Source organism: Paenibacillus sp. BK720, assembly GCF_011761545.1.
Taxonomy (GTDB): Bacteria; Bacillota; Bacilli; order Paenibacillales; family Paenibacillaceae; genus Pristimantibacillus.
Genome location: NZ_JAASRQ010000008.1, coordinates 91,741 through 114,937, shown reverse-complemented (window position 1 = coordinate 114,937; position 23,197 = coordinate 91,741). Strand labels below are relative to the sequence as shown.

The following is a 23,197-nucleotide window of genomic DNA, read 5'->3' as shown; positions in this document are numbered from 1 at the left end:
GGAGCTTTTTACATCATGACAGTCAAAGAAAATACGACCGTTACCGCAGCGGAAGCGCTTGTCCTGATCGACAGGCTTGTCCAATTTGCCCTTCGCCAAGGGATGATTGAGCCGCTTGACGTTAATTATTCGCGTAATGCGCTGCTGGATCTGTTCAAGTTCACGGAGCCGCATGAAGGCGAGATTCCGGAGGAAGAGCTGGACAGCCCGGTATCGCTGCTGGAGCCCTTGCTCGATTACGGTTATTCCATCGGCCTGATCGAAGACAACATTCTGACATACCGCGATTTGCTGGATGCCCGCATCATGGGGCTGCTTATGCCGCGTCCATCCGAAGCTGCGGCTGCGTTCCGCAAGACAACGGCCGAAGCCGGCATCAAGGCGGCAACGGACGCTTTTTACAAGCTGAGCATCGATTCCAACTACATCCGGATGGATCGCATCCGGAAAAATAAATATTGGCTGCACGAAACCGAGTACGGCGAGCTGGAAATTACGATCAACTTGTCGAAGCCCGAGAAGGATCCCAAGGAAATTGCGCTGCTCAAAACCCTGCCGCAGGCTCATTACCCGAAATGCCTGCTCTGCGAGCAGAACGTAGGCTACGCCGGCCGCGCGGATCATCCGGCGCGCCAAAACCTGCGCGTATTGCCCCTGACGCTGGATAACCAGCAGTGGTACTTCCAATACTCGCCGTACGTGTACTATAACGAGCATAGCATCGTATTCAAAGGCGCCCATGAGCCTATGGTGATCTCGCACGGCACCTTCAAGCGCCTGCTGGACTTCGTGGAGCAGTTCCCGCATTATTTCATCGGCTCCAATGCCGATCTGCCGATCGTTGGCGGCTCGATCCTAAGCCATGACCACTTCCAGGCAGGACGCCACACCTTCCCGATGGAGAAGGCTAAGCCGGTGGCTTCGTTTACGGATCCTTCCTTGCCGGGCGTTCGTTTCAGCATCGTGAACTGGCCGATGTCGGTTGTCCGCGTTAATGGCGCATCGAAGGACGATGTCCTGCAGGCAGCCTGCCGGATGCTCGACACGTGGCGCGGCTACAGCGACGAATCGGTTGACGTGCATGCTTTCACGGCAAACGGCGACGGTTCGCTTACGCCGCATAACACGATTACCCCGATTGCAAGACTGCTTGATGACGGGGCTTACGAGATTGATCTCGTGCTTCGCAACAACCGGACCAGCGAAGAGCATCCGATGGGGATTTTCCACCCGCATCAGCATTTGCATCATATCAAGAAAGAAAATATCGGTCTGATTGAGGTTATGGGACTAGCCGTGCTTCCCGGCCGCTTGAAGGCTGAGCTTGAGCAGATTGCCGGTTACCTGACCGGCAAGACGGAAGCGCTCCATAACGAGCTGCATAGTCCGGATCATCCGCTTCGTCTTCACGCGGAATGGATTGAATCGCTGGTAGCCCGCTATGGCGCTTCCAATACGGACGAACAGGCGCAAGCTATTGTGGAAGGCGAGACAGGCGCCCAGTTCTCCGAGGTATTGAAGGATGCGGGCGTGTTCAAGCAAACCGAAGAAGGCCTTGCCGCATTCCAGCGTTTCCTGGCTGCATTCGGCCTGAAGCAAGCTTAATCGCATAGGTCTAAAGCCGTCGTATTGCCTTTGAGGCATATACGACGGTTTTTTCATATGAGGAATGTGCAATAATTAAAATCTGTAAAGAAATTAATTTGTAAATCGAAAAAAATTATGGTATTTTTTATATGAAAATATAAACTATTCGCATTGTTATATTTTTGAGAAAAACTTTTATCGAAGCTCTTCGAAGATGAGCGGCCGCGTTTCAGCGGCAATTTTTATCACCAATCAGAAAATAAGTTTTCGACAGTTGAAAAGCTTATGCTTTCTGTTGCGGGAATGAAAGATACGTGTTCTTTTTTTGATAAAGGGGAAAGTCAACGCTTATCTGGAGCTTTTATTTCAGGTTAACGGAGGGGTCAAGATGCCGGAAGCAATTATGCCTTTAGATGATTTCTTGCAGCTGAATGCCGAGGAGCAGATCGAGAAGCTGAAGCGCTGGAAGATGGACTATACGCTTAAGGATATTCGGGAAGCTTGGAATTTCAAACATTCGGCGCAATATTATATGCTGCTTAAGAAGCTGCGGATTTACGAGCGTGTGGTGAATAAATCCGATAAGTTTTACCCGATGCAGGACCAGCTGCTGGTTCAACAGGGCGGATCCAAGGAACGCGCCTGGAGAGGCCGCAGCACTTATGGCCAGCAGGATGAACAGCCGGCAGACCATTTCAATTATCAGTTGAATACAACGCTTACAGGCTCGGAGCTGGCGGAAAAGCTGGAACGTCTGGCGTTCTTCCTGAAGGGGGAGCAGAAGCCGGTCCAAATCAGCTTGACCATCGAATCGGCTGAGGCAGGGGCTTCCATGGAAGCCGAAGAAACAAACGAATAAGACAGCGGAAGGGGAGCTCTGATTGGGATAGGAGCTCCCCTTTTTTTCATGCGTCCGCCGTTATTGAACATCTGTCTAAAAAATTCTAGTTAATGGCTGTTAGTGGTAAAGATTGTAATAAAAAATGTTACTTTCTGAGTACGGCTAACATAAAGCTAGGACGGAAGGCTTCGTCCCGAAGTCCGGCGGAGGTACAAAATAGCACCGGCAGGTTCCAACGCTGCCGGTGCTTTCTTGATTGACGCTATTTTCCGCGCAGCTTGCCAAGCTCCGATACAAGAGCTTCAACCTCGCTGATGCTGAATTTCTCCTTTGAAGCAACAACTTCATACAATTCGCGGATATCCTCGTATTGATCAATGCTGAAGTGGGAAGCCTGCATTGCTGCTGCCGTCGCCATTCTTAGCTTTGTTTTGATGGCCTCGATCATAAACTCGACGTTTTGCTGGGTTTGTTCTTCCAGATTCACCATGATTAGTCCCCTCTCCATGCTACTTGTCATTATTCTCGCCATTGTACCATATTTCACGCATCCCATGCCCGCAAATTGAACCATGCCGTGTAATTCGGGTACAATGAAAGAAACTACCATTTGTACGAACACACAAAGCAGGTGTATTTCATGTCAGGGAAGACAATCGATCAAGCTGATCAGGCGGATAACGGGGTGGCGAGTCTTCGGACATTTCTGGCCCAAATCGCAGGGAGGCATCCTGACCGGAGCCGGGTCGTATTCCTATGTATCGGCACGGACCGCTCCACCGGAGACAGCTTTGGCCCGCTGGTAGGCACCAAGCTGGAAGAACGGGGATGGCCGCATGTCTTCGGAACCCTAAAGCAGCCCTGTGACGCAAAGCGGTTCGCAGAAGCGCTGGAGCAATCGGCCGGGCTGGAGCATGCCGTGTTCATTGCGGTTGACGCCTGCCTCGGCAAACCATCGTCCGTCGGAACGTATATTGCCACGCAGGGACCGCTTACGCCCGGTCAAGCAACGGGGGCCAGGCTGCCGGCCGTCGGCGATTACAGCATCGCGGGAGTTGTGAATGCCGCCAGTCATAAGCCTTATATGACGCTTCAAACGACCTCGCTGTATACCGTCATGCAAATGGCCGAGACGGTTGCGGAGCTGGTGGACCAGGTCTGGAAGCAAGTCTCCGGGTTGACGGATAAATAACAAAGTTAGCGCTTGCGACAATTCTATTTGAGAGGGAGTAAACGAATGACTCAACTTACCATAGCCAATCACGCGATTACGCTGCCAAGCGGAAACTCGTTAGCTTATTACGATTCCGAGACGGATCACAAACCGGTTGTAGTGCTGCTGCACGGCTATTGCGGGAGCTCCGCCTATTGGGAGCGGGTCGCAGAGCCGCTTGCCCGCCATGCCCGCATTATAGCGCCCGATCTGCGCGGACATGGAAGCTCTTCCGGGGAAACCGGACCGGAGGAGACGAATGCAATGGAATTGTATGCGGATGATCTGGCCGCCATGCTGGATCAATTGAACGTTCCCAAGGCATGCGTGCTTGGCCATTCGCTGGGAGGATATATTACGCTGGCGTTTGCCGAGCGCTTTGAAGCGAAGCTGTCTGCGTTTGGGCTGGTTCATTCAACGCCATTGCCCGACAGCGACGCGGCGAAGGAAAACCGGGATAATGCCGTAGCCGCGATCAAGAAGGACGGTGTAGGCGCTTTTGTAGAGGGACTTGTGCCGAAGCTTTATTCCCCGGACAATAAATCGGCGATGCAAGATCAGGTAGAGCGTTCCATTGCCATTGGCAGAGGGACAAGCGCGGCCGGCGCGATTGGCGCAGCCAAAGGGATGAAGGAGCGGCCCGACCGTACGGAGGCGCTGAAGCGGACTATGCTGCCGGTCCTGCTCCTTGCGGGCGAGCAGGATCAAATTATTCCGGCGGAACGCACGTTTGTTGTCGACGGGTCTAACGTTACCCGCGAACTGCTTGCGGATGCCGGCCATATGGGCATGGTGGAGCAGCCTGAGGCTTTTGCGGAAGCCGTGCTGCGGTTCATAAACAAGCTTAATTAGCTATTAGGGGAGGGATCGGGTTGTTTCGTCGCGACTACTTAATGAACATGATCGAACAGATGACGGAAGCCGTCGGGCAAATTCTGCAGCTGAAGCGGGAGCTTAAGCATCAGGAGGCCCTTCTCGTTATCGACGAGCTGCTGGATAAACGGTTTGGGCTTAGCGGCAAGCTGATCCGTTCGTTGTCCGATAAGGATTTGATGGCGGTGCTCACGACAAACGGCGTTATGGAGACGGACAAAATACAGGCGATCGCCGTAACCCTGAAGCAGGAGTCGGAGCTGCATGCCGAGCTTGGCAACGAAGATGCCAGCTTTGCGTCCGGCTTGAAGGCGCTGCAGCTCTTTATGAGGCTGTCGCTCGTTGACGCCGAGCCTACGCTTGCGAACCCTTCGAAGGAGGCCGGGCAGCTGCTGGAGCAGTTCAAAGCTTACGAGCTGCCTAACCATACCAAACAGCTGCAAGCGGAATGGCTGGAAGGCGAAGGCCAATTCGCAGGAGCGGAAAATGTCCTTTACGAGCTTATGGAGGATGGAGCGGTCACTGGCGAAGAGGTCGAAGCCTTCTACCGCCGCTTGTTGTATTACGATGACGAGAAGCTGGAAGCCGGCGGGCTGCCGCGCGAGGAGGTCCAATACGGACTTGAATCGTTAGCATCGAATAAATAAAAGCAAAGATCTATGGGAGTGACTTTTCGATATGACACAGGATTGGCAGCAGTTAATACAAGGAATCGTTGATGAAGGAGAACTGCTGCAGGGAACGTTAAGCCAGCTGCGCCGCAAGGATGGAGCGGCTGCCCCCAAAACAGTGGTGCGGCCGGTTCAACTGAAGAACGGGCTTCATCTGCAATTCGAATACCATTACAGCAATAAAGTGACCCATGATAACGTAAAGCCTGAGCTGGCCGGCGCAAGAATTGTCGAGCTGCTCGAGGGCGATTACAAGCAGGCGCTGTTCAAGACGCCAACGGAGGATCTACAGCTGCTATTCAGCAAGAAGGGAAAGGCAACGATTCTTAGCAAGCCCCCGACCGCAACCGCAAAGGCTTCGTCAGAGCTGCAGCATAACCGCCAGAAAAACCGGATATTGGCGGAAGGAACCGCCGCGCCTTTTCTGGTGGAGCTGGGCATTATGTCGAAGGACGGAGCCGTGCACGCAAAGAAACAGGACAAGTACAGACAGATCAACCGTTTCCTGGAGATGGTGACGGATGTGCTGCCCAGCCTTCCGGCGGACAAGCCGCTTACGATTGTTGATTTCGGCTGCGGCAAATCGTATTTGACCTTTGCCTTGTACCACCTGCTGGCTGTTGAGCAGAAGCGGGAGATTTCGATTATCGGCCTGGACTTGAAGGCGGACGTGATCGCTTTTTGCCAAGAGCTGGCGGACAAGCTCCGTTACGACAAGCTGAAGTTCCTGGTGGGGGACATCGCGGATTACGAAGAGTTAAACGAGGCCGACATGGTCGTAACCCTGCATGCCTGCGATACGGCAACGGATGCCGCGCTTGCCAAAGCCGTCAAATGGGGGGCTTCGGTCATCATGTCCGTGCCTTGCTGCCAGCATGAGTTGTTCAGGCAGGTTGAGAGCGACGTGTTGTCGCCGATTTTGTCGCAGGGGCTTCTGAAGGAGCGCTTCTCCGCTCTTGCCACGGACGCAGCGAGGGGCACCTTGCTGGAGGTGCTTGGCTACAAAGTACAGATGCTGGAGTTTGTCGATCCGGAGCATACGCCTAAAAACCTGTTGATTCGCGCTGTCCGCAGCGGACAGAAAGGGTCGGCGGAAAAGTGGGAGCAGTACGAGCAATTCCGCAGCTTCCTGCATATTTCCCCTTCTTTGGAACATATGCTTGCGGACCTTTGGCCTACCCGTTCGAAAAAATAATACGCAGGAAGACCTATGGAAAGAATTGTCGACTGAAATAACATTTGCTACAATGGTAATAGATGGATAGACAATGGATGGGTGAACCGTATTGGAATCGATGATGTGGCTGGATTTTAGCATGTTCCTCGTACTGCTCGGTTTGTTTTTCTACGTGTTTGCTGTTGGTACCATTACCGTGCTGCACAAAATTTATTTCGCGCTGCATCTGGTGTTGATGGTTTGGCCGCTTACTCAATTTATTGCTCAAACGATGCCTGGTTCTCCATACAGGCTTTTTTATCTTTTGGCTTCTTACGCCGGCTTGTCCTTGGTAGGCGTAGGTTGGTTTATCTTTGTAGTCTTTATGACGGGACAAGCCCAATTGATACGCACGCGAAGGCTTATCATGCTGTCAATCCCCGCGCTGATCTCCGTTGGGTTAGTCGTCGTAAATCCGGACCAGCTGTTTCTCTCTATTAACGAACAGTTGGCGGACAAGCAGCTTCAAAGCGGACCGTTATACTGGTATATGATCGTTCAGCTGTTCTCGTATATTCTCGTTTCCCTGATCGTCATGGGCTATACGATCCGCCGAGGCGTGTCCGTCCGGCAGCAAATGCTTGTCCGTACGGCCATGAACGGGGTATTCGTGCTTGTCCTGTTTGGATTAGGCGATTTCCTGGTCAATATTCTCCTTATTAACTATTTTTCCTCCTACTTCTCGATCTTCTCGGTAGGGATTACCTTGTCCGCGGTGTATCTCGTGCACGCGATTACGAGACACCGGGTTTTCGACATCATTCAAATCGTACAGCGCGACGTGATGAACACGATCTCGACAGGCATTATCGTCTTGGATGAGAGCGGGGGCGTGCTTGAGTTTAACAAGGCGATGAAGCCGATCTTAAAGCTGAAGATCGGCGAGCGGTTTTCTCCCGAGGCGCTTGCGGTTCGTCTTCCGAAGCCGATCCGCAAGCAGTTCAACCAGTTCCTGGAGGAGCAGAAGCTTCGGCCGACGGAACGGCAGGAGCTGGAGATTTCGCTGCATAATAACGGCCATTACCGTTATATCGTCGTGCAGTCCGCGCCCATCCTGAGCCAGAAGAAGAAGGAGCTGCTCGGGCGGCTTCTGACCTTCCACGACGTAACGGAGCTGCGCCTTCTGGTGGATGAGACAAATACGCAGAACGAGCTGCTTCAGGACCGGAACCGCGAGCTGCTGGTCATGCAGGACGAGCTGTTCCAGGCCAACAAGAAGCTGGAGCATATGGCGATCACGGACGGATTAACCGGCTGCTATAACAGGAGGTATTTGCTGCAGCAGCTGGAGCATGAGCTTGCGGTAAATGTGCAGTACGGCATTCCTTTTTCGATCTTCCTCTTCGATATCGATTTGTTCAAGGCGATTAACGATCAATATGGCCATCTCGTAGGAGACGAAGTAATCTGTTCGACGGTCGAAGCCGTGAAAAACACGCTGCGTTCCGCCGATATTCTCGCCAGGTACGGCGGTGAGGAATTTACGGTCTATCTGCCTCATACGACCCGGGACCAAGCGGATATTATTGCCGACATGGTTAAGGAAACGGTAGAGCACAATGTCGTAAGAACCGGCCTTGGCAGTCAATCGGTTCGAGTAACGATCAGCATGGGCGTGGTTTCGGTAGAGCAGTTCGACGAGCGGGCTTTGGACGATCCGAAGGCTTTCCTGAGAGAATTGCTTGCCCAGGCTGACGCAGCATTATACGAAGCGAAATACAGCGGTCGCAACCGTATCGTCAAGCGTAAGCTGGCTTGATGACAGACTCGGCAAACTAAGGGAAACTAACCTGGTATGCCGAGTTTTTTTATGAATAAATGATAGATATCCTTCCATGATAGTCAGCCCAACATATATCTGATAAAATAGCTTCGTACTGTTGATTGAGTATGGATCGAAAGAGGTATGGGCGATGAGAAAAGTGCAAATTGGATCGGTCAAACCTGGGGACAAGCTTGCAAAACCGATATTTCAAGATAATGGACGGGTTCTGCTTGGTGAGGGTGTAGAGCTAAATGATCGTTATATAAATCGGCTTCAAAATTTAGGCGTTGATATTGTTTACATTGAAGACGGCATGACAGAGGATCTCATTCCCGAGGATACGCTCCGGGACGAGACTCGCCGGCAGGCGGTAGAAGCGATCTACAAAACGATGAATACCTTTAAGGACCAGTCGGTGGTTATGAAGGGCCGGGCTATCGCTCCGGATCTGGGACGGACCTTTCGCAATGTGTTTGGGCAGATTATGACGGATTTGACGTCAAGACCAAACATGATGGTGAACTTGACGAATATTCATGTCGCTGACGCTTATTTGTTTCATCATTCGGTAAACGTGGCGATGCTTGCCGGAGTGATGGGCATTGCCAAGGGTTATAACCGCAACCAGCTGGAGGAGCTTGGCATCGGCGCCCTTCTGTTCGATATCGGAATGACCAAGATCCCGCAGAAGCTGATTGAGAAGGTAGGGCCTTTGACGGCCGAAGAGCGGGTTATTATGGAGAGCCATACGAAGGAAGGTTTCGATATTTTGCGCAAATATCACGATATTTCCGTCGTATCGGCGCATTGCGCGCTTCAGCATCATGAACGCTATGACGGCTCCGGTTATCCGCGGAGGCTGAAGCGGGACGAGATTCATATGTACGCGCAGATTGTAGGGATTGCCGATGTCTACGACGCGCTTACCTCTCCGAGGCCGCACCGCAAGCGGTATACGCCATCCGAGGCGATCGAGTTTCTGTTTGCCGCAGGCAATACCTACTTCGATTTCGATTTAATTAAACTGTTCTGCAAGCATATTTCGATATATCCGGTTTCGACCACCGTTTTGCTGAGTTCCGGCCAGGTTGGGGTAGTATCCCTTAACAGCGAACTAGCCCTGCATCGGCCAAGGGTTCGGATTATCCGGGAAGCGGACGGCCGGGAACCGGCTTCGCCGTACGACCTGGAATTGAAGGACGAGCTGCATCTGACAATCGTCAAGGAATTGTAACTTTGGACGGACGGGCATAGGACTCTATCCATACCAAGCTATCACTCTCTGAATATCCTAATAACGAATTAGGAGGGAGGGTGACCATATGGCTGCCAGAATAAGACCGACTTTGAAAAGTCCTTCCAAAGGCAAAGGCAAGGCGATTAAAAGAGCTGCCCAATTAGCACCGCAGCAATCAGGGCCGATTTTTAGCAGATTGACGATCGTTTGGGTAAACGAGGAAGGCATCCCGTTTAACACAACCGGTTTTTTTGCTAGATTATCAAGAGGGAACACGATTGTTTCCACGGCGAATTTCGACCGTTTCGGCGTAGTTCGCTTCAATAATATTACGACACTTACGACAGCAACGTTTACGCTTCGAATCTTCCGGAGCGCCGACGGAGCGTTGTTCCGGACAAGAACGATTCCATCCGGCGTAGAGACGTTTGCCGTTATTGGCTGATTTAAAAAACTAGATTCAAAGTGACTGTGCTAATTCTAACGTGCACAGCCACTTTTTTTATTTTTACTAGGTTAATGACAAACGGAGCATTTTGAATGATTCTGGAGAAGCGTTAGCGGTCGCTTTCGAGAGGGGATTCCTACTTTTAACATATTCATTCAAAGGAATCCCCGAGCAATGGCGATCGGAAGAACGTTCAAATGCGTAGTTTGCTCATTAACCTGACATCCTATGGGACAAGTTTCGCGGCGGATTGCTATATTCTGCGCAGCCTGGTCTTTGAATATCTTCTTTATTAAGGTAAAATAATCGTAATTAGCGAGTTCGGGGGGAGGAACAAGCTACATATGACGGGACATGCACAGCACTTAAAGCTGCCTAAGCTGGAACTGCTTCGCAGGATATTATTTATTACGCTGGGAGCGGCCCTGGTTTCAGTAGGATTGGAGATTTTTTTGGTCCCCAATCACATCATTGACGGCGGAATCGTCGGGATATCGATTATCGTATCCCATCTGACGGGACTGCCCCTGGGTATATTCCTTTTCCTTCTTAACCTGCCGTTTCTGGTGCTTGGCTACAAGCAGATCGGCAAAACCTTCGCGATGTCGACCCTGTACGGGGTAAGCGTGATGTCGCTTGGCACCTTCCTGCTTCATCCCGTTCCGCCATTGACGGAAGAGTATTTTCTGGCTTCCATATTTGGCGGCGTGATTCTGGGCATTGGTGTCGGTATCGTTATCCGGTTCGGCGGATCTTTGGACGGTACGGAGATTATCGCCATTTTGTTTAACAAGCGTCTGCCTTTCTCGGTTGGCGAGATTGTGATGTTTTTCAATTTGTTTATTCTCGGAAGCGCGGGCTTTGTGTTCGGCTGGGACCGTGCGATGTATTCGCTCGTCGCCTACTACATTGCCTACAAGATGATTGATATTACGATGGAGGGCTTCGAAGAATCGAAATCGGTCTGGATCATCAGCGATGAGGCCAAAGAAATTGGCTTGGCTATCATGGACCGGCTTGGGCGCGGCGTGACGTATCTGCACGGGGAAGGCGGTTTTTCCGGCGGGCAGAAACGGATTATCTTCTGCGTCATAACCCGTCTGGAGGAAGCGAAGATGAAATCCATCGTGCAAGAGCTGGATCCTTCGGCTTTTCTTGCGGTTGGCAACATTCACGATGTAAAGGGCGGCAGATTCAAAAAGCGGGATATTCACTAATAGCATAGTTAGGAGAAAAAGGCAGTGGACGAATTTGCAAGCATCCGCCATTGGACTTCGGGGCGGCAAAGCGAAAGCTGGCAGCGGGAACGCGGGGTCCGGCTTGGCATAGGCGACGATGCGGCGCTTGTTGACCCTGCCGCTCCGATTGCCGGAGTAGCTTCGCCGTATGAATTCATCATGGCGATGGATACGATGGTAGAGACGGTGCATTTCAACGAAGTGACGATGACCTACGAGGATATCGGCTATAAGGCGCTCGCGGCCAACGTGAGCGACATAGCCGCCATGGGCGGCGTGCCGCTGCAGGCGCTTGTTTCGGTAAGCGTGCCGAGGCAGCTGGGGCCGGAGCCCATGCGCCGGCTCTATGATGGACTGTACGCCTGCGCCGAGCAATACGGCGTAGCGGTGATTGGCGGCGATACCACCTCGTCGCCGCAGCATCTTGTTGTCGCGGTGACGGTGACAGGTGCCGTCGAAGCGGGCAAGGCGCTGCGCCGGTCCGGGGCGAAGCCCGGCGACGCGGTTGTATTGACCGGCCCCGTCGGCAAGTCGGCGGCCGGGCTGCATTCACTGCTCGCGCAGCGGGAACGCGGCGCCGATGCGCTGGCGGGGGAACGCGCGGCCGCGCAGCTTGTGCAGGCGCACCGCCGCCCGTCGCCTTCGGTACGGGCGGGACGCCTTCTGCTTGCGCGGGGAACCTGCCATTCGCTTAACGACGTTAGCGACGGTCTTGCCAGCGAGGCCTGGGAGATCGCTGAAGCGTCGGGGCTCGCCGTCTCTTTATTCGACCGGCAGCTGCCTCGCAGCGGCAGCATGGCCGCTTATGCGGGTGCGGCTGGCATCGATCCTCTAGAGTGGATGCTGTACGGCGGCGAGGATTATGTGCTGCTCGGGACGATGGAGCACGGCGACGCGGCAGCCATGCAGGCGGCTTTCCACGCGGAAGGGCTGCCCTTTTATATCATTGGGGAAACGTCGGCAGGAACGCCGACGGTCGAATTAATCCGTATGACGGACAGAGGCGAGCTGCGGCAGCCCTTGGCTAAACGGGGTTATAATCATTTTGAGTAATAAGCAGGTGAAGAAGATGACCATTGAAGGACAAGTAGTCCTTAACGTCCGCAGCGAGCGGGAAACGGCCTTGCTTGCGCTGCGGATTGCCGGGCTAGTCAAGCCGGGCACCGTGCTTGCACTAGACGGAGATCTTGGAGCCGGCAAGACAACCTTTTCGCAAAAATTCGCGAAAGCCATTGGCGTGACGGATATTGTAAACAGTCCGACCTTTACGATTATCAAAGAATACGAGGGGGCCTCCATGCCCTTTTATCATATGGACGTGTACCGCCTGTCCCTGGAAGAAGCCGACGAGCTGGGGCTGGACGATTATTTCTTCGGCGAAGGGGTTACGATTGTGGAATGGGCAAGCCTGATTGAAGAGCTGCTGCCGCCGGAACGCCTGGAAATGTATATTGCGCATGAAGGCGGCGAGGAGCGCCGGTTCCGGATCTCCGGAATCGGCGAACCTTATGCCGCTTGGTGCGAGGTTTTGTTGAATGAGATGGGAGCAGGGAATAACGATGACTGAACGTAATGTAGGACCGGTGTTAGCGTTTGATACTTCTACCGCTGCTTTTGCGGCAGCGATCTTGGATAAAGGCCGTATTCTCGGGGACATGCAGTCGATGGCGGAAAGAAACCATTCCGTGCACGTCATTACCCATATCAAGCAGCTGATGGAGCAATGCGGCGTAACGTCCAAGGACGTGGGCGCCATTGCGGTTGGCAGCGGTCCGGGGTCCTATACGGGAATGCGGATTGCGGTGGCGGCAGCAAAGACGCTTGCCTGGGTGTGGGGCAAGCCTCTGGTCGGCGTCTCCAGTCTTGAGGCGATCGCCTACGGTGGCTGGCATCATGCAGCTGGCGTCGAGCTTGGCGCGGATCCCTATTCCCGGGCCGGCGAAGGCGAGGACTGGGTTCTCCCGATTATGGATGCCCGGCGCGGACAAGTCTATACGGGCGGCTATGCGATGTCGGCAGGCGGCGAGTGGAGTTGCTTTGCGACAGACGGCGTAAGACTCATGCAGGACTGGGTGGACCGGATTGCGGGAGACGCGGCACGGGAGCGTGGACATTTAAAACGCATTTGGGTTGTCGGCGATCTGGCGCAGCACCGTGAACAAGCGGAAAGGCTTCAGGCAATATGCGGGGACAATGAGTCCGTAGCGGAAGTGCATCTGCTGCCCTATGAGCTGGAAGGCCGCGCGGTAGCCTGGCTTGGCCGCGAGCGTCTGCTTAGAGGCGAGATCGCGGACACGCACGGATTGACGCCTAACTATACCCAGCTGGCAGAGGCGGAAGTAAATCTTCGCGCCAAGCAGCAGGGGGAGGCGAAGTCCTGATGCCTTCCGATCTTGTTTTTCGTTCCATGACGATAGCGGATATTCCGTTTATCGTTGCGATTGAGCATGAGGCGTTTGCGACGCCGTGGACGCCGGAAGCGTTCAAAAACGAGCTGACGAGCAACATGTTTGCGCGTTACATGGTGATGGAGCATGACGGCCAAATTATTGGCTACGGCGGGATGTGGGTCATTGTAGACGAGGCTCATGTCACGAACATTGCCGTACGCGCGGATCATAGAGGCCAAGGGCTTGGCGAACGGCTGTTAACCGAGCTGCAACGGACGGCGGCTTTTTTCGGCGCGAACAAAATGACGCTGGAGGTTCGCGTCTCCAACGAGGTTGCGCAAGGCTTATACCGGAAGCTGGGCTTCAAGCCTTCCGGCATCCGTCCGGCTTATTATTCCGACAATAACGAGGACGCGTTAATCATGTGGGCGGACCTGAACTTCTATCAGCCTGCGGCAGAGGAGCAAGAATGGTGAATACATCGAATCAGGATGCCGTAATTCTGGCGATCGAAACAAGCTGTGACGAAACCTCGGTCGCCGTCGTACGCGGCGGTAAACATATATTATCCAATGTCATCTCGAGCCAGATCGAGATTCATAAACAATTCGGCGGTGTCGTCCCGGAGATCGCATCGCGCAAGCACGTCGAAGTCATTACGCTTATGATTGAGCAGGCAATAGAGGAGTCCGGTCTTACGCTGCAGGATATTTCAGCGGTAGCCGTCACGCAGGGTCCGGGGCTTGTAGGGGCTTTGCTGGTTGGAATCGTTGCTGCCAAAAGCCTCGCGATGGCGCTGGATGTGCCTTTTATTGGGACGCATCACATCGCGGGTCATATTTATGCCAATCAGCTTGTTCACGAACTGGAATACCCGTGCATGGCGCTTGTCGTTTCCGGCGGGCATACGGAGCTTGTGCTGCTCGAAAGCGAAGGCAGCTTCCGCATGATTGGGCGTACCCGCGACGATGCGGTCGGGGAGGCTTACGACAAAGTAGCAAGAGCTTTGAAGTTCCCGTATCCCGGAGGGCCTCATATCGACCGGCTTGCTTCGGAGGCGGAGGCTGTCATTGAGCTGCCGCGCGCATGGCTGGAGCCTGATTCTTACGATTTCAGCTTCAGCGGGTTGAAGTCTGCCGTCCTTGCCGTTATCAATCAGACGAATATGAAGGGCGAAACGCTGGATGCCGGTGCTCTCGCCCGCGGATTCCAGGAGTCGGTCATCGAGGTGCTCGTCGAAAAAGCGCTTCGCGCCGTCCGCGCCTTTGGCGCCAAGCAGCTTCTCTTATGCGGCGGCGTAGCGGCGAATAAAGGCTTGCGCGAGGCGCTTGCATCGCGCTGCGACAAAGAAGGCGTGCCGCTTCTGGTCCCGCCGCACAAGCTGTGCACGGACAATGCGGCCATGATTGGCGCCGCGGCCTTTTTGAAATGGCAGAAGGGCGAATTCACTTCGCTGGAGATGAAGGCGGAGCCTAATTTCTCGCTGGAGGGCTGGGCCAAGCCGTCCGTCTCTTAGCAAATATTTTTTATTTGAATTGACAGAATATTTCTTGGGGAATATAATGGGTACCAATAGTTCAAACATCATACTGTGCAAACGCTGAGAACAGGAGTAGTAAGGCTAATCCGGGTTTAGAGAGCTGCGGGAAGGTGCAACGCAGTCGAAGGATGCCAGAAACTCGCCTGGGAGCGGAGCAACGGATAGCGAGGTTGGCCATGGATAGCCCGCAAGTACGTTGCTACGGATAACCCCCGTAACAGGGTGCGCATTCGTCAACATCCGGAGTTGGCAATGCGCCTAAGGTGGACATTCGAAGCCGTTTAACTTTGCGGCGGTTGATGTCAACAAGGGTGGTACCGCGCAGGTTTAGGATAGCCTGTCGTCTCTTGATTTCAAGAGGCGACAGGCTTTTTGGTGTTTTTTGAACTAGGTTTGGCAAGATTCACGCATTCGCGGAAGACCAATGAACATACGCAAATTCATATACAAAACGCTGGGAACAGGATTAGTAAAGCAATTGAGCGGGTACACGGCGCGATTGAACAGTCAGGCGGAGCCTGAACGGAAAAATCGTTGCTGCAGAGAGCTGCGGGGTGGTGCGACGCAGTCGAAGCTTAAGCTTGAACTCGCCTGGGAGCGGAATGATGGAGGCCGGCCGGCTGCTTAAAACTGCAGTTAAGCTATGGCGAGTACATCGTTACGGTAAACCTCCGTCATCGGGTGTTCAAGCGGGTCGGAACCGCATGAAGCTTAAGGCTTAGCCGGCATGGCTGGCTGCTTCACGAAGGTTCCGGCCAATGAGAGTGGTACCACGGCAGCCTGTCGTCTCTTACACAGAGACGGCAGGCTTTTTTGCATCCCAAAAAACATAACGGAGGGTTTTCTCATGAAAAAAATTCAAATCTTCGATACAACTTTACGCGATGGCGAGCAATCGCCCGGAGCATCGATTGAGCCTGAACGCAAAATCATTATCGCCCGCCAGCTGGCGAAGCTGGGCGTCGATATCATCGAGCCGGGCTTTGCGATCTCGAGCCCAGGCGAATTCGCGGCTATCCAGCAAATCTCCCGCGAGCTGCAAAACGTTGAAATCTGCGGCTTTGCGCGCGCGGTGAAGGTCGACATCGATGCCGCCGTCAAAGCGACGCAGGATGCGGCCAAGCGGCGCCTGCATCTGTTCATCTCTTCCTCGGATATTCATCTGAGCCACCAGATCCGCAAGACGCGGTCGGAAGTCATTCAGATTGCGAAGGATATGATTTCTTATGCGAAGCAATTCGTTGACGAGATTCAGTTTGCCGCAATGGACTCCACCCGTTCGGACCGTGATTTTGTCATCGAGCTGGTAGAAGCGGCAATTGAATCCGGGGCAACCATCATTAATCTGCCGGACACCTTGGGCTATGCCCTGCCTAACGAAATGGTCGATCTGTTCACGTCGGTACGCCGTCAGGCACGGGGCGGAGACAAGGTTCGCTACAGCACGCATAACCATAACGATCTCGGCATGGCGGTCGCGAACAGCCTGGCGGCTGTGCAAGCGGGGGCAACGCAAGTCGAGGTTACCGTAAACGGGGTTGGCGAACGGGCGGGCAACTGCTCGCTGGAGGAGCTGGCGATGCTGATCGAGACGCGCAAATCGGCTCTGCAGATCGAGACCAATATCGAGCAAGGGGAGATTTACACAACCTCGCACATGGTCAGCCGCGCGATGCATTATCCGATCGCCTACAACAAACCGATTGTTGGCCGCAACGCCTTCCAGCATGAATCCGGCATTCACCAGGACGGCCTGCTGAAGGACCGCAGCACCTATGAAATCATGGATCCGGAAGCAATGGGGATTTCCCGCAGCATGATTATTCTGGGCCGCCATTCCGGACGCCATGCCATCAAGCACCGTTTGTCGGAATACGGCATTGCGGTGGCGGACAACGAATTGAACGACGTGTATATCAAATTCAAACAAGTGGCCGACGAGAAAAAGATCGTCACCGATGACGAGCTGATCCGCATCGCAGGCGAAGCGACCGAGACACAGCCGGATCCATACAAGCTGATTGATCTGCAGGTATTGGCCGGCAGCCAGAAGTCCCGCATCGCTTCGGTTACTATCCGGGACGGCGAGGATGGAAGAGAACGTTCCTACTCCGGAATGGGTGAAGGACCATTGGAGGCCGTTATCCACTGTATCCAGCAAGCGATTCCCGTAGCCGCTCAATTCGAGGATTTGGAGCTGCATTCGTTGTCGACGGGCGAGGATGCCCATGGCGAAGCGGTAGTGAGCATTATTATCGAAGGCGAGCGCTTCCGCGGGACTTCGATCCATAAGGATATCATTTACGCGGCTGCACAAGCGTACGTCGCGGCTTGCAACCAGGCGGTTATGACAAGCAGAAAACAGGCCATTGAAGAAAATGTCGGTTAACTGGAATAGTTATCCACAAAACCGCAGACGTTGTGCATAAGCGAAAAAAAACGGATAATGTCAGCCTTTTCCCTGTGTATAAAAATGCGTGCAAGTCGTGGATAGTTTTTGCACAGCCTGCCTGTGGATAATGTGCATAACGTGGATAAAGATTTGGTCAAGGAAGCTTTTGTAAGTAATTAGTGACATTAACCTTTACAAATCACGCTTTGTTATCGACAGAATTAACTAACAATTCACCTATTATTGTGGATAAACCTGTGGAAAAGGTGGACATTTACCCCGAAAGCACGACTTTTGTGCTTTCGGGGCTTTTTTTGCGGTTGCGCCCCGCAAACCACTCCGCAAAAAAATTGCGTGAAACTGCAGCACGGTTTTCGGTGAAAACACTTTCAGATTCAGGTAAGGTTAAATTACTAGATCACGTTCCGGCGAGTAGGTATTCCGGCCTGAATGGAGGAGAGCTGCAGTGAACTTAGAGACGGTCATTCAAGTAAGCTCGATATGCAAATGCTATGGTCCGTACAACGCGTTAAACGAAGTCTCTTTTGAAGTAAACAGAGGCGAGTTGTTCGGCATTATCGGGACAAGCGGGGCAGGCAAGACAACCCTGCTGGAGATGCTTATGGGACTTCGCAGGCCTGATCAGGGAACGATAGAAGTACTTGGCATGGATGCCATTATGGAAGCCAAGCAGCTGAAGGAATATATCGGCATGCATATGTACAGCAACTCGCTCGTTGACAATCTAACGGTCCGTGAAGCGCTGGAACTGTTCCAGTCGTTTTACATCAAACAAAACGATATCGATCGGATTATTGCGGATCTGGAGCTGGAGCCGTACGTGAACAAGCCGGTGAAACGGCTGTCCGGCGGTTGGCAGCAACGCATCGCGCTTGCTTTCGCGCTGGTGAACGATCCTGAAATTATATTCTTGGATGAGCCGACAACCGGGCTCGATAAGCAGGCGAGGGCGGATTACTGGGCTCTGCTTATGAAGCTGAAGAGCCGGGGCAAAACGATCGTTATGGCATCCCACGACATGGGGGAAATGCAGAGAAATTGCGATCGCATTGCGGTGCTGCGCAAAGGGGATATCGTCAGATGCGATTCTCCGCAGCAGCTCATCTCCCAAATTCCAGAGGGCTGTTTTTCTATGGAGGGCGTATACGTTCATTTCGCTTACGCGGAGATGTAACCTTGCTTAGCGATCCGGCCTAGTTTGAAGGAGGACTTTTGTACATATGAATCCCAGAAACGACACCAACGAAAGTCCGTCCGTTCATCGAAGCCAGGTGATAGAGAAGCGCATGGAGATGATTGCCGTGCTGCTCGATAAATTAAATGGGGAGGAGATCGTCCAACAATCCAAAACCAAACCACAATCTCAAAAGCGGAAGGGGCGAAATAACGACAAGCTGATGCAAATAGTTGGCGGCATATTCTTCCATCGTATAAGATAAGGATGACACTACCATGACGGAGGTCAGAGGATGGAAGAACTAGTGCCTATGATCGGGCGGGAAATGCTGCGGGTTTCCGATAAGTATTTCACTACGGAGCCGCTTCGCGGATACGCCCGTGCTTTTATACGGGAAAAGCAGGCCGAATCGATGAGATTCGGCCTTTTGACCGTGCTTCATTACCGGATGTTCGGAGGAGAGTCCGGGCAGATCCTTCAAGCGGCCGCGGCCGTTGAATTGTTTATTCTGGCATCCGATATTCTGGATGATTTGCAGGACGGGGACGCCCCTCATCAGGCTTGGTCCCGGGTACCGCCGGCGGCCGCGATGCAGACGGCTGCCTCCTTCATGGTGCTTTCGCAGCAGGCGCTGCTGGAGCTGGAGTTCGATCAGGGCTTGCTGCTCCGGGTGGTCCGGATGATGAACGGCCAATTGCTGAAGGCGGCAAACGGGCAGATGCTGGATTTGATGAACGCGGTGATAGACGAGGAATCCTATCTCGCCATGGTTCAGCTTAAATCCGCGGCGCTTATCGTATTCGCCTGCATGGCCGGAGTCATGCTTGCGGGCCGGGAATGGCATCCGGTCGTAGCGGAATATGCCGAAGAGGTAGGAATGGCGGCCCAAATTAAAAATGATATTAAAGACCTGCTCCGCTGGGATGACAAGAACGATTTTATTTTGCGCAAAAAGACCCTTCTTACTTTGTTCCTTTTGGAGGAATTACCGGAGGAAGACCGGTGGATTTTGGACTATTTCGAAGGCAGGCTGCAGTCGGAAGATGTCGCGGACAGGCAGCAAATGCTGGAAGAAGCATGCGACCGGACGGGAGCGGCATTATACGGCTCGGTGCGCATGAGGATGCATTTTAATCGGTTCCAGGAACTGCTCGACCAGGTGCCGGAGGCTGCTTCGGCTAAGGACAAGCTCCTAGAGATTTTCTCCGGCTAGAGCCTTTCTTCATAGACCGCAATGAGGATTGCGGGAAATACGGGGCATGTTGGCGTTTGCTGTCGAAAGATTTCCTGCTATAGTAGAATCAGAATCTGATTCTACTATAGCAGAGGAGGAATTTTAAATGTTGAAAGATGCTATTCGTTCGCTTGCTGCAAGCAAAGAGAAAATGTCGATGGTGATGGGTGGACAGCTGCAACTCGCTGGCGTATCCGCAGCCGAGCACAAAGCACTCCAAGATGCGCTGAAGAATCAAGACGAGAAAAAAGGCAATTACACGCTGGCGGTTTGGGGCTAATATAGTCATAAAACGACTTCATGCGAGTGCAGGAGGAGATTAGACGATGTTTAAACCAACTCTAAGAATTTCAGCACCTCTCTTCCTGATTACATTTCTCGTCATTTTGCTCTATTTGACCCTTACGATCATCAAGGAGCCTTTTATAGGCGTCGAGCTAGTGCAAGGTTCAAAGGGAGATTATTTCGTGAAAGCTCTCGAGCCTGCCGGACAAGCGATTAGCAAAGGCATCTTGGTTGGCGATAAAATCCTCTCCGTGAACGGCGCGCCGGCAGGTCAATATAGTAACGTAAAGAAATTTTTTTCCATTGAAAAATCAAATTCCGTGCTGGTCGAGCACAGTAATAAGGATCAACAGTTAATAGAGTTTAACCGGGGCTGGTACGGGGATCATTCCAGTTGGGAACTGTTCATTCAGCTGTACATACCGCTTATTTCGCTCATCCTGTTCGCAGGGTTTTCTTCTTTTCTGTATTCGAAAAGGAAAAATGACAGCGCAGCATTGATGCTTATGCTGTTTTTTGCCACGATCGGGCTCTGCTACTACTCTTCGGCGGCCTCCTATCGGAGCGATCCAGTCGGATTCTCGATTATCTATTTAGTGCTCCCGTCAGTGCCGATCATTTTCCTGCAGTTTATGAATCAGTACATGAAGCGGTATAACGTGGTCTTCATCAGCAAAGCGGGATTAATCGGAATGCTGAGCACGTTTGGCGCAGTCGAACTCGGCATGCTGCTGTATGTCTGGACGGATCTGCTGTCGAACGGCGCGTTTGTGTACGTACGGATGTTGTATTACGGCACCTTGATTATCGGGAATTTCATCTGCATCTATCAGCTTGTCCGAAAGTTTCTGCAGTACCGCAAGACGAAGTTCAATTCGCTTTTCAAGATTACGCTGGTTTCGCATATCGTTGCGTTTACACCGTTTACGGCGATGAACCTGCTGCCGCTCTTTATCGGCGGAGGACAGATTTTACCGGCTGCCTTTACTTCGTTGTTTTTGTTTGTGCTGCCGATCGTTTATTTCTATCTGCTAACATCCAATCAGCTCTTTGACATCGACTTCATCCTGACAAGGTTTAAATATTACACGCTTCTGTCCGCCCTGCCGGCTCTCTTGCTGACTCTTGCGATTATCGGAGTGCTGAAAGGAAAGGCAGACGTATCCTGGATCGGTTACATTCAAATTTTCCTGTCCTCTTACGTGGTGATGACTCTCTTCTTGTATGTGAAGGAGCAGATCGATCATAAGTTCCGTCCGAAGCTGTTCAAAGCCATGTACAGCTATCAGGACAGCTTGGACCGATTCTCGCGCAAGGTTGCAACCGTGATGAAAAGAGCGGATTTGGAGGCCGTGCTGAAGCAAGAGATCAGCGACCTGCTTCCGGTTAACCGGATCGATTTCGTTCTTGTCGATCAGGCCGACGGTTCCGTGCACAAGCTGGGCGAATCCGACGAGGAGAAAGGCACGTCCTTGTTCCTGCTTCAGGTTGCGGAATCGCTGCAAGTTGGCGAAATGGTAGAGCTGCCGCATGGCATCGGTCTTGTCATCGGACGCCAGCGATCCAAATACCATGTCGTTTGGATCGGCTCGAAGACGAACCATACCCGGTTCAACTCGGACGAGCTGCGCTGGTTAAAGACGCTCGCGAATTATTCCAGCATAGTCTTCGAGAATCTGTACCTGATCGAAGGTCTGATTGAGGACCTGGAATCGGAAGTGCGCAAGGAGCAGACTACCGCGCCTTGGGTTCTGCGGTTGTTGTTCTGTCTGTCGGAGAATGAACGAAGAAAGCTGGCGGCCGATCTTCACGATTCCGCGCTGCAGGATCAGTTGATCTGGTACCGCAAGCTCGAGGGGCTAATGAATGATTACCCCATTTCGGACAATCTTAGCGATGAGCTGAACGAGATCAAGGAAGGACTGCTGGATGTCATTCACCAGATCCGGGAGACCTGCAATGAACTGCGGCCGCCGCTCCTGAAAGAGATGGGCGTTATCGAAGCCGTTGAATCCATAGTCGAGCACTCGCAGATGCGCGATAATTTCGCGGTTGATTTCAGGCCGAAGCCGTTCGCCCATCCGCTTAACGAAGAACAAATTACAGCCATTTACCGGATCGTGCAGGAATTGCTCAGGAACGCTGCCAAGCATGCGCAGGCGAACCGGGTTACCCTGGAGCTTGAGCAGCGGAAAGGAAGAATCTACTTCCGCTACAAGGATGACGGCATCGGAATGGATGTTGACTATATGAAAGCCTCCTTTGAGCATATGGGGCTGTCCGGCATTAAAGAGCGGGTAGCGAGCCTTGAAGGAGAGATTACGTTCCGGTCGAAGCGCGGCAGCGGGCTGGAGGTTGTAATCAACTTGCCGGAGACAATGACGACCGGTCGTTCGGAAAGGGGATTATTGCGTGATTCGTATCTTATTAGTTGATGATCATCCTTCCGTTGGCGAAGGAACCAAAACCATGATCGAACAGGATCCTGAGATGAAGGTAACCGTCGTGCTATCCGCAATGGAAGCGCTCGATGCCGTTAATCATGACCCCTTTGATATTATATTGTGCGATTTGAATATGCCGGGAATCAGCGGTCTAGAGCTTACGAAACGGCTTATTCAGCAAGATCCCGACCGCCGGGTTCTTATCTATACCGGCTACGAGATCAGCACCCATTACAACCTGTTGATTGAATGCGGAGTTTCCGGGTTTATTTCCAAGACGGTGTCCCGGGAGCAGCTTCATAACAACATCCGCTGCGCGATGCGTGGGGAAGCGGTTATTCCGATAACCCTGCTGAAGCAGCTGCGTCGTAATGAAGTGAAGATTACCCGCGCGGAAAAAGCGATCGAAGAGGTCTCGATTAACGAACGGGACCAGGATATTTTGCAGGAAGTTGCTAACGGCAGCAGCAATAAGGATATCGCTGCCAAGCTTCATATGAGCCAGCGGACGGTAGAGTACAACTTAACCCGCATATTCGAAAAGCTGAGCGTGCGTTCAAGATCGGAAGCGATTGTAGAAGCCAAGCGGCTTGGACTTATTCGGATGGAGCAATTTTTAACCTAA

24 protein-coding genes are annotated in these 23,197 nt (G+C 52.6%); 23 read left to right on the top strand and 1 reads right to left on the bottom strand.

The window, feature by feature from the left end; translation table 11 throughout:
- Positions 1 to 15 precede the first annotated feature (15 nt).
- Together FHT67_RS27090 and FHT67_RS27085 are read left to right on the top strand one after the other, a co-directional pair.
- Complete coding sequence (locus tag FHT67_RS27090; RefSeq protein WP_167201947.1) at positions 16 to 1,605, top strand: UDP-glucose--hexose-1-phosphate uridylyltransferase; 1,590 nt, start codon at positions 16 to 18, stop codon at positions 1,603 to 1,605.
- Between the two features lie 370 nt (positions 1,606 to 1,975).
- Entirely contained in the window at positions 1,976 to 2,446 is a 471-nt protein-coding gene (locus tag FHT67_RS27085; RefSeq protein WP_167201946.1) for a hypothetical protein, read from the top strand.
- A 244-nt stretch (positions 2,447 to 2,690) separates the two neighbouring features.
- Here the strand turns inward: FHT67_RS27085 and FHT67_RS27080 are convergent, their stop codons facing one another.
- Positions 2,691 to 2,918, bottom strand: coding sequence for a DUF1128 domain-containing protein (locus FHT67_RS27080; RefSeq protein ID WP_208403618.1), 228 nt, complete (start codon positions 2,916 to 2,918; stop codon positions 2,691 to 2,693).
- 150 nt (positions 2,919 to 3,068) lie between these two features.
- Between FHT67_RS27080 and yyaC the strand changes: the two genes are divergently transcribed.
- From yyaC to FHT67_RS26980, 21 genes are all read left to right on the top strand, one after another.
- Entirely contained in the window at positions 3,069 to 3,620 is a 552-nt protein-coding gene (gene yyaC / locus FHT67_RS27075; protein WP_167201945.1) for a spore protease YyaC, read from the top strand.
- Between the two features lie 45 nt (positions 3,621 to 3,665).
- Positions 3,666 to 4,493: an alpha/beta fold hydrolase gene (locus FHT67_RS27070; RefSeq protein WP_132312315.1), complete on the top strand. Its 828-nt coding sequence runs from the start codon at positions 3,666 to 3,668 to the stop codon at positions 4,491 to 4,493.
- Positions 4,494 to 4,513: 20 nt separating this feature from the next.
- Entirely contained in the window at positions 4,514 to 5,161 is a 648-nt protein-coding gene (locus FHT67_RS27065) for a DUF6483 family protein (RefSeq protein WP_167201944.1), read from the top strand.
- A gap of 31 nt (positions 5,162 to 5,192) precedes the next feature.
- Entirely contained in the window at positions 5,193 to 6,380 is a 1,188-nt protein-coding gene (locus tag FHT67_RS27060; RefSeq protein ID WP_167201943.1) for a class I SAM-dependent methyltransferase, read from the top strand.
- A gap of 100 nt (positions 6,381 to 6,480) precedes the next feature.
- Entirely contained in the window at positions 6,481 to 8,160 is a 1,680-nt protein-coding gene (locus FHT67_RS27055) for a histidine kinase N-terminal 7TM domain-containing diguanylate cyclase (RefSeq protein WP_243711808.1), read from the top strand.
- A 154-nt stretch (positions 8,161 to 8,314) separates the two neighbouring features.
- Positions 8,315 to 9,400 (top strand): HD-GYP domain-containing protein, encoded by a 1,086-nt coding sequence (locus FHT67_RS27050; protein WP_132312304.1) that lies wholly within the window; start codon positions 8,315 to 8,317, stop codon positions 9,398 to 9,400.
- Positions 9,401 to 9,488: 88 nt separating this feature from the next.
- Positions 9,489 to 9,848 carry a hypothetical protein gene (locus FHT67_RS27045; protein WP_167201942.1) on the top strand — a complete coding sequence of 120 codons (360 nt, stop codon included), beginning with the start codon at positions 9,489 to 9,491 and terminating at the stop codon, positions 9,846 to 9,848.
- A 347-nt stretch (positions 9,849 to 10,195) separates the two neighbouring features.
- Positions 10,196 to 11,068, top strand: a complete 873-nt coding sequence (locus tag FHT67_RS27040) for a YitT family protein (RefSeq protein WP_167201941.1) — start codon at positions 10,196 to 10,198, stop codon at positions 11,066 to 11,068.
- Positions 11,069 to 11,092: 24 nt separating this feature from the next.
- Positions 11,093 to 12,142, top strand: coding sequence for a thiamine-phosphate kinase (gene thiL / locus FHT67_RS27035; protein ID WP_167201940.1), 1,050 nt, complete (start codon positions 11,093 to 11,095; stop codon positions 12,140 to 12,142).
- 16 nt (positions 12,143 to 12,158) lie between these two features.
- Positions 12,159 to 12,656: a tRNA (adenosine(37)-N6)-threonylcarbamoyltransferase complex ATPase subunit type 1 TsaE gene (gene tsaE / locus FHT67_RS27030; protein ID WP_132312410.1), complete on the top strand. Its 498-nt coding sequence runs from the start codon at positions 12,159 to 12,161 to the stop codon at positions 12,654 to 12,656.
- On the top strand, positions 12,649 to 13,470 hold the full coding sequence (gene tsaB, locus FHT67_RS27025) for a tRNA (adenosine(37)-N6)-threonylcarbamoyltransferase complex dimerization subunit type 1 TsaB (protein ID WP_167201939.1): 822 nt from the start codon (positions 12,649 to 12,651) through the stop codon (positions 13,468 to 13,470). The genes tsaE and tsaB overlap by 8 nt, the downstream gene beginning before the upstream one ends.
- Positions 13,470 to 13,955, top strand: coding sequence for a ribosomal protein S18-alanine N-acetyltransferase (gene rimI, locus FHT67_RS27020; RefSeq protein WP_132312293.1), 486 nt, complete (start codon positions 13,470 to 13,472; stop codon positions 13,953 to 13,955). The genes tsaB and rimI overlap by 1 nt, the downstream gene beginning before the upstream one ends.
- Positions 13,949 to 14,995, top strand: a complete 1,047-nt coding sequence (gene tsaD, locus FHT67_RS27015) for a tRNA (adenosine(37)-N6)-threonylcarbamoyltransferase complex transferase subunit TsaD (RefSeq protein WP_132312288.1) — start codon at positions 13,949 to 13,951, stop codon at positions 14,993 to 14,995. The genes rimI and tsaD overlap by 7 nt, the downstream gene beginning before the upstream one ends.
- A gap of 871 nt (positions 14,996 to 15,866) precedes the next feature.
- Positions 15,867 to 17,408 (top strand): 2-isopropylmalate synthase, encoded by a 1,542-nt coding sequence (locus tag FHT67_RS27010; protein WP_167201938.1) that lies wholly within the window; start codon positions 15,867 to 15,869, stop codon positions 17,406 to 17,408.
- A gap of 182 nt (positions 17,409 to 17,590) precedes the next feature.
- Complete coding sequence (locus tag FHT67_RS29805; RefSeq protein ID WP_208403616.1) at positions 17,591 to 17,881, top strand: hypothetical protein; 291 nt, start codon at positions 17,591 to 17,593, stop codon at positions 17,879 to 17,881.
- Complete coding sequence (locus FHT67_RS27005) at positions 17,878 to 18,606, top strand: ATP-binding cassette domain-containing protein (protein WP_167201937.1); 729 nt, start codon at positions 17,878 to 17,880, stop codon at positions 18,604 to 18,606. The genes FHT67_RS29805 and FHT67_RS27005 overlap by 4 nt, the downstream gene beginning before the upstream one ends.
- A 46-nt stretch (positions 18,607 to 18,652) precedes the next feature.
- Complete coding sequence (locus FHT67_RS27000; protein WP_167201936.1) at positions 18,653 to 18,871, top strand: hypothetical protein; 219 nt, start codon at positions 18,653 to 18,655, stop codon at positions 18,869 to 18,871.
- 30 nt (positions 18,872 to 18,901) lie between these two features.
- Positions 18,902 to 19,822: a polyprenyl synthetase family protein gene (locus FHT67_RS26995; RefSeq protein ID WP_167201935.1), complete on the top strand. Its 921-nt coding sequence runs from the start codon at positions 18,902 to 18,904 to the stop codon at positions 19,820 to 19,822.
- A 127-nt stretch (positions 19,823 to 19,949) separates the two neighbouring features.
- Positions 19,950 to 20,123 (top strand): competence pheromone ComX, encoded by a 174-nt coding sequence (comX, locus tag FHT67_RS26990; RefSeq protein WP_015842656.1) that lies wholly within the window; start codon positions 19,950 to 19,952, stop codon positions 20,121 to 20,123.
- A 46-nt stretch (positions 20,124 to 20,169) separates the two neighbouring features.
- Entirely contained in the window at positions 20,170 to 22,563 is a 2,394-nt protein-coding gene (locus FHT67_RS26985; protein WP_167201934.1) for an ATP-binding protein, read from the top strand.
- On the top strand, positions 22,541 to 23,197 hold the full coding sequence (locus tag FHT67_RS26980; RefSeq protein WP_127495713.1) for a response regulator: 657 nt from the start codon (positions 22,541 to 22,543) through the stop codon (positions 23,195 to 23,197). The genes FHT67_RS26985 and FHT67_RS26980 overlap by 23 nt, the downstream gene beginning before the upstream one ends.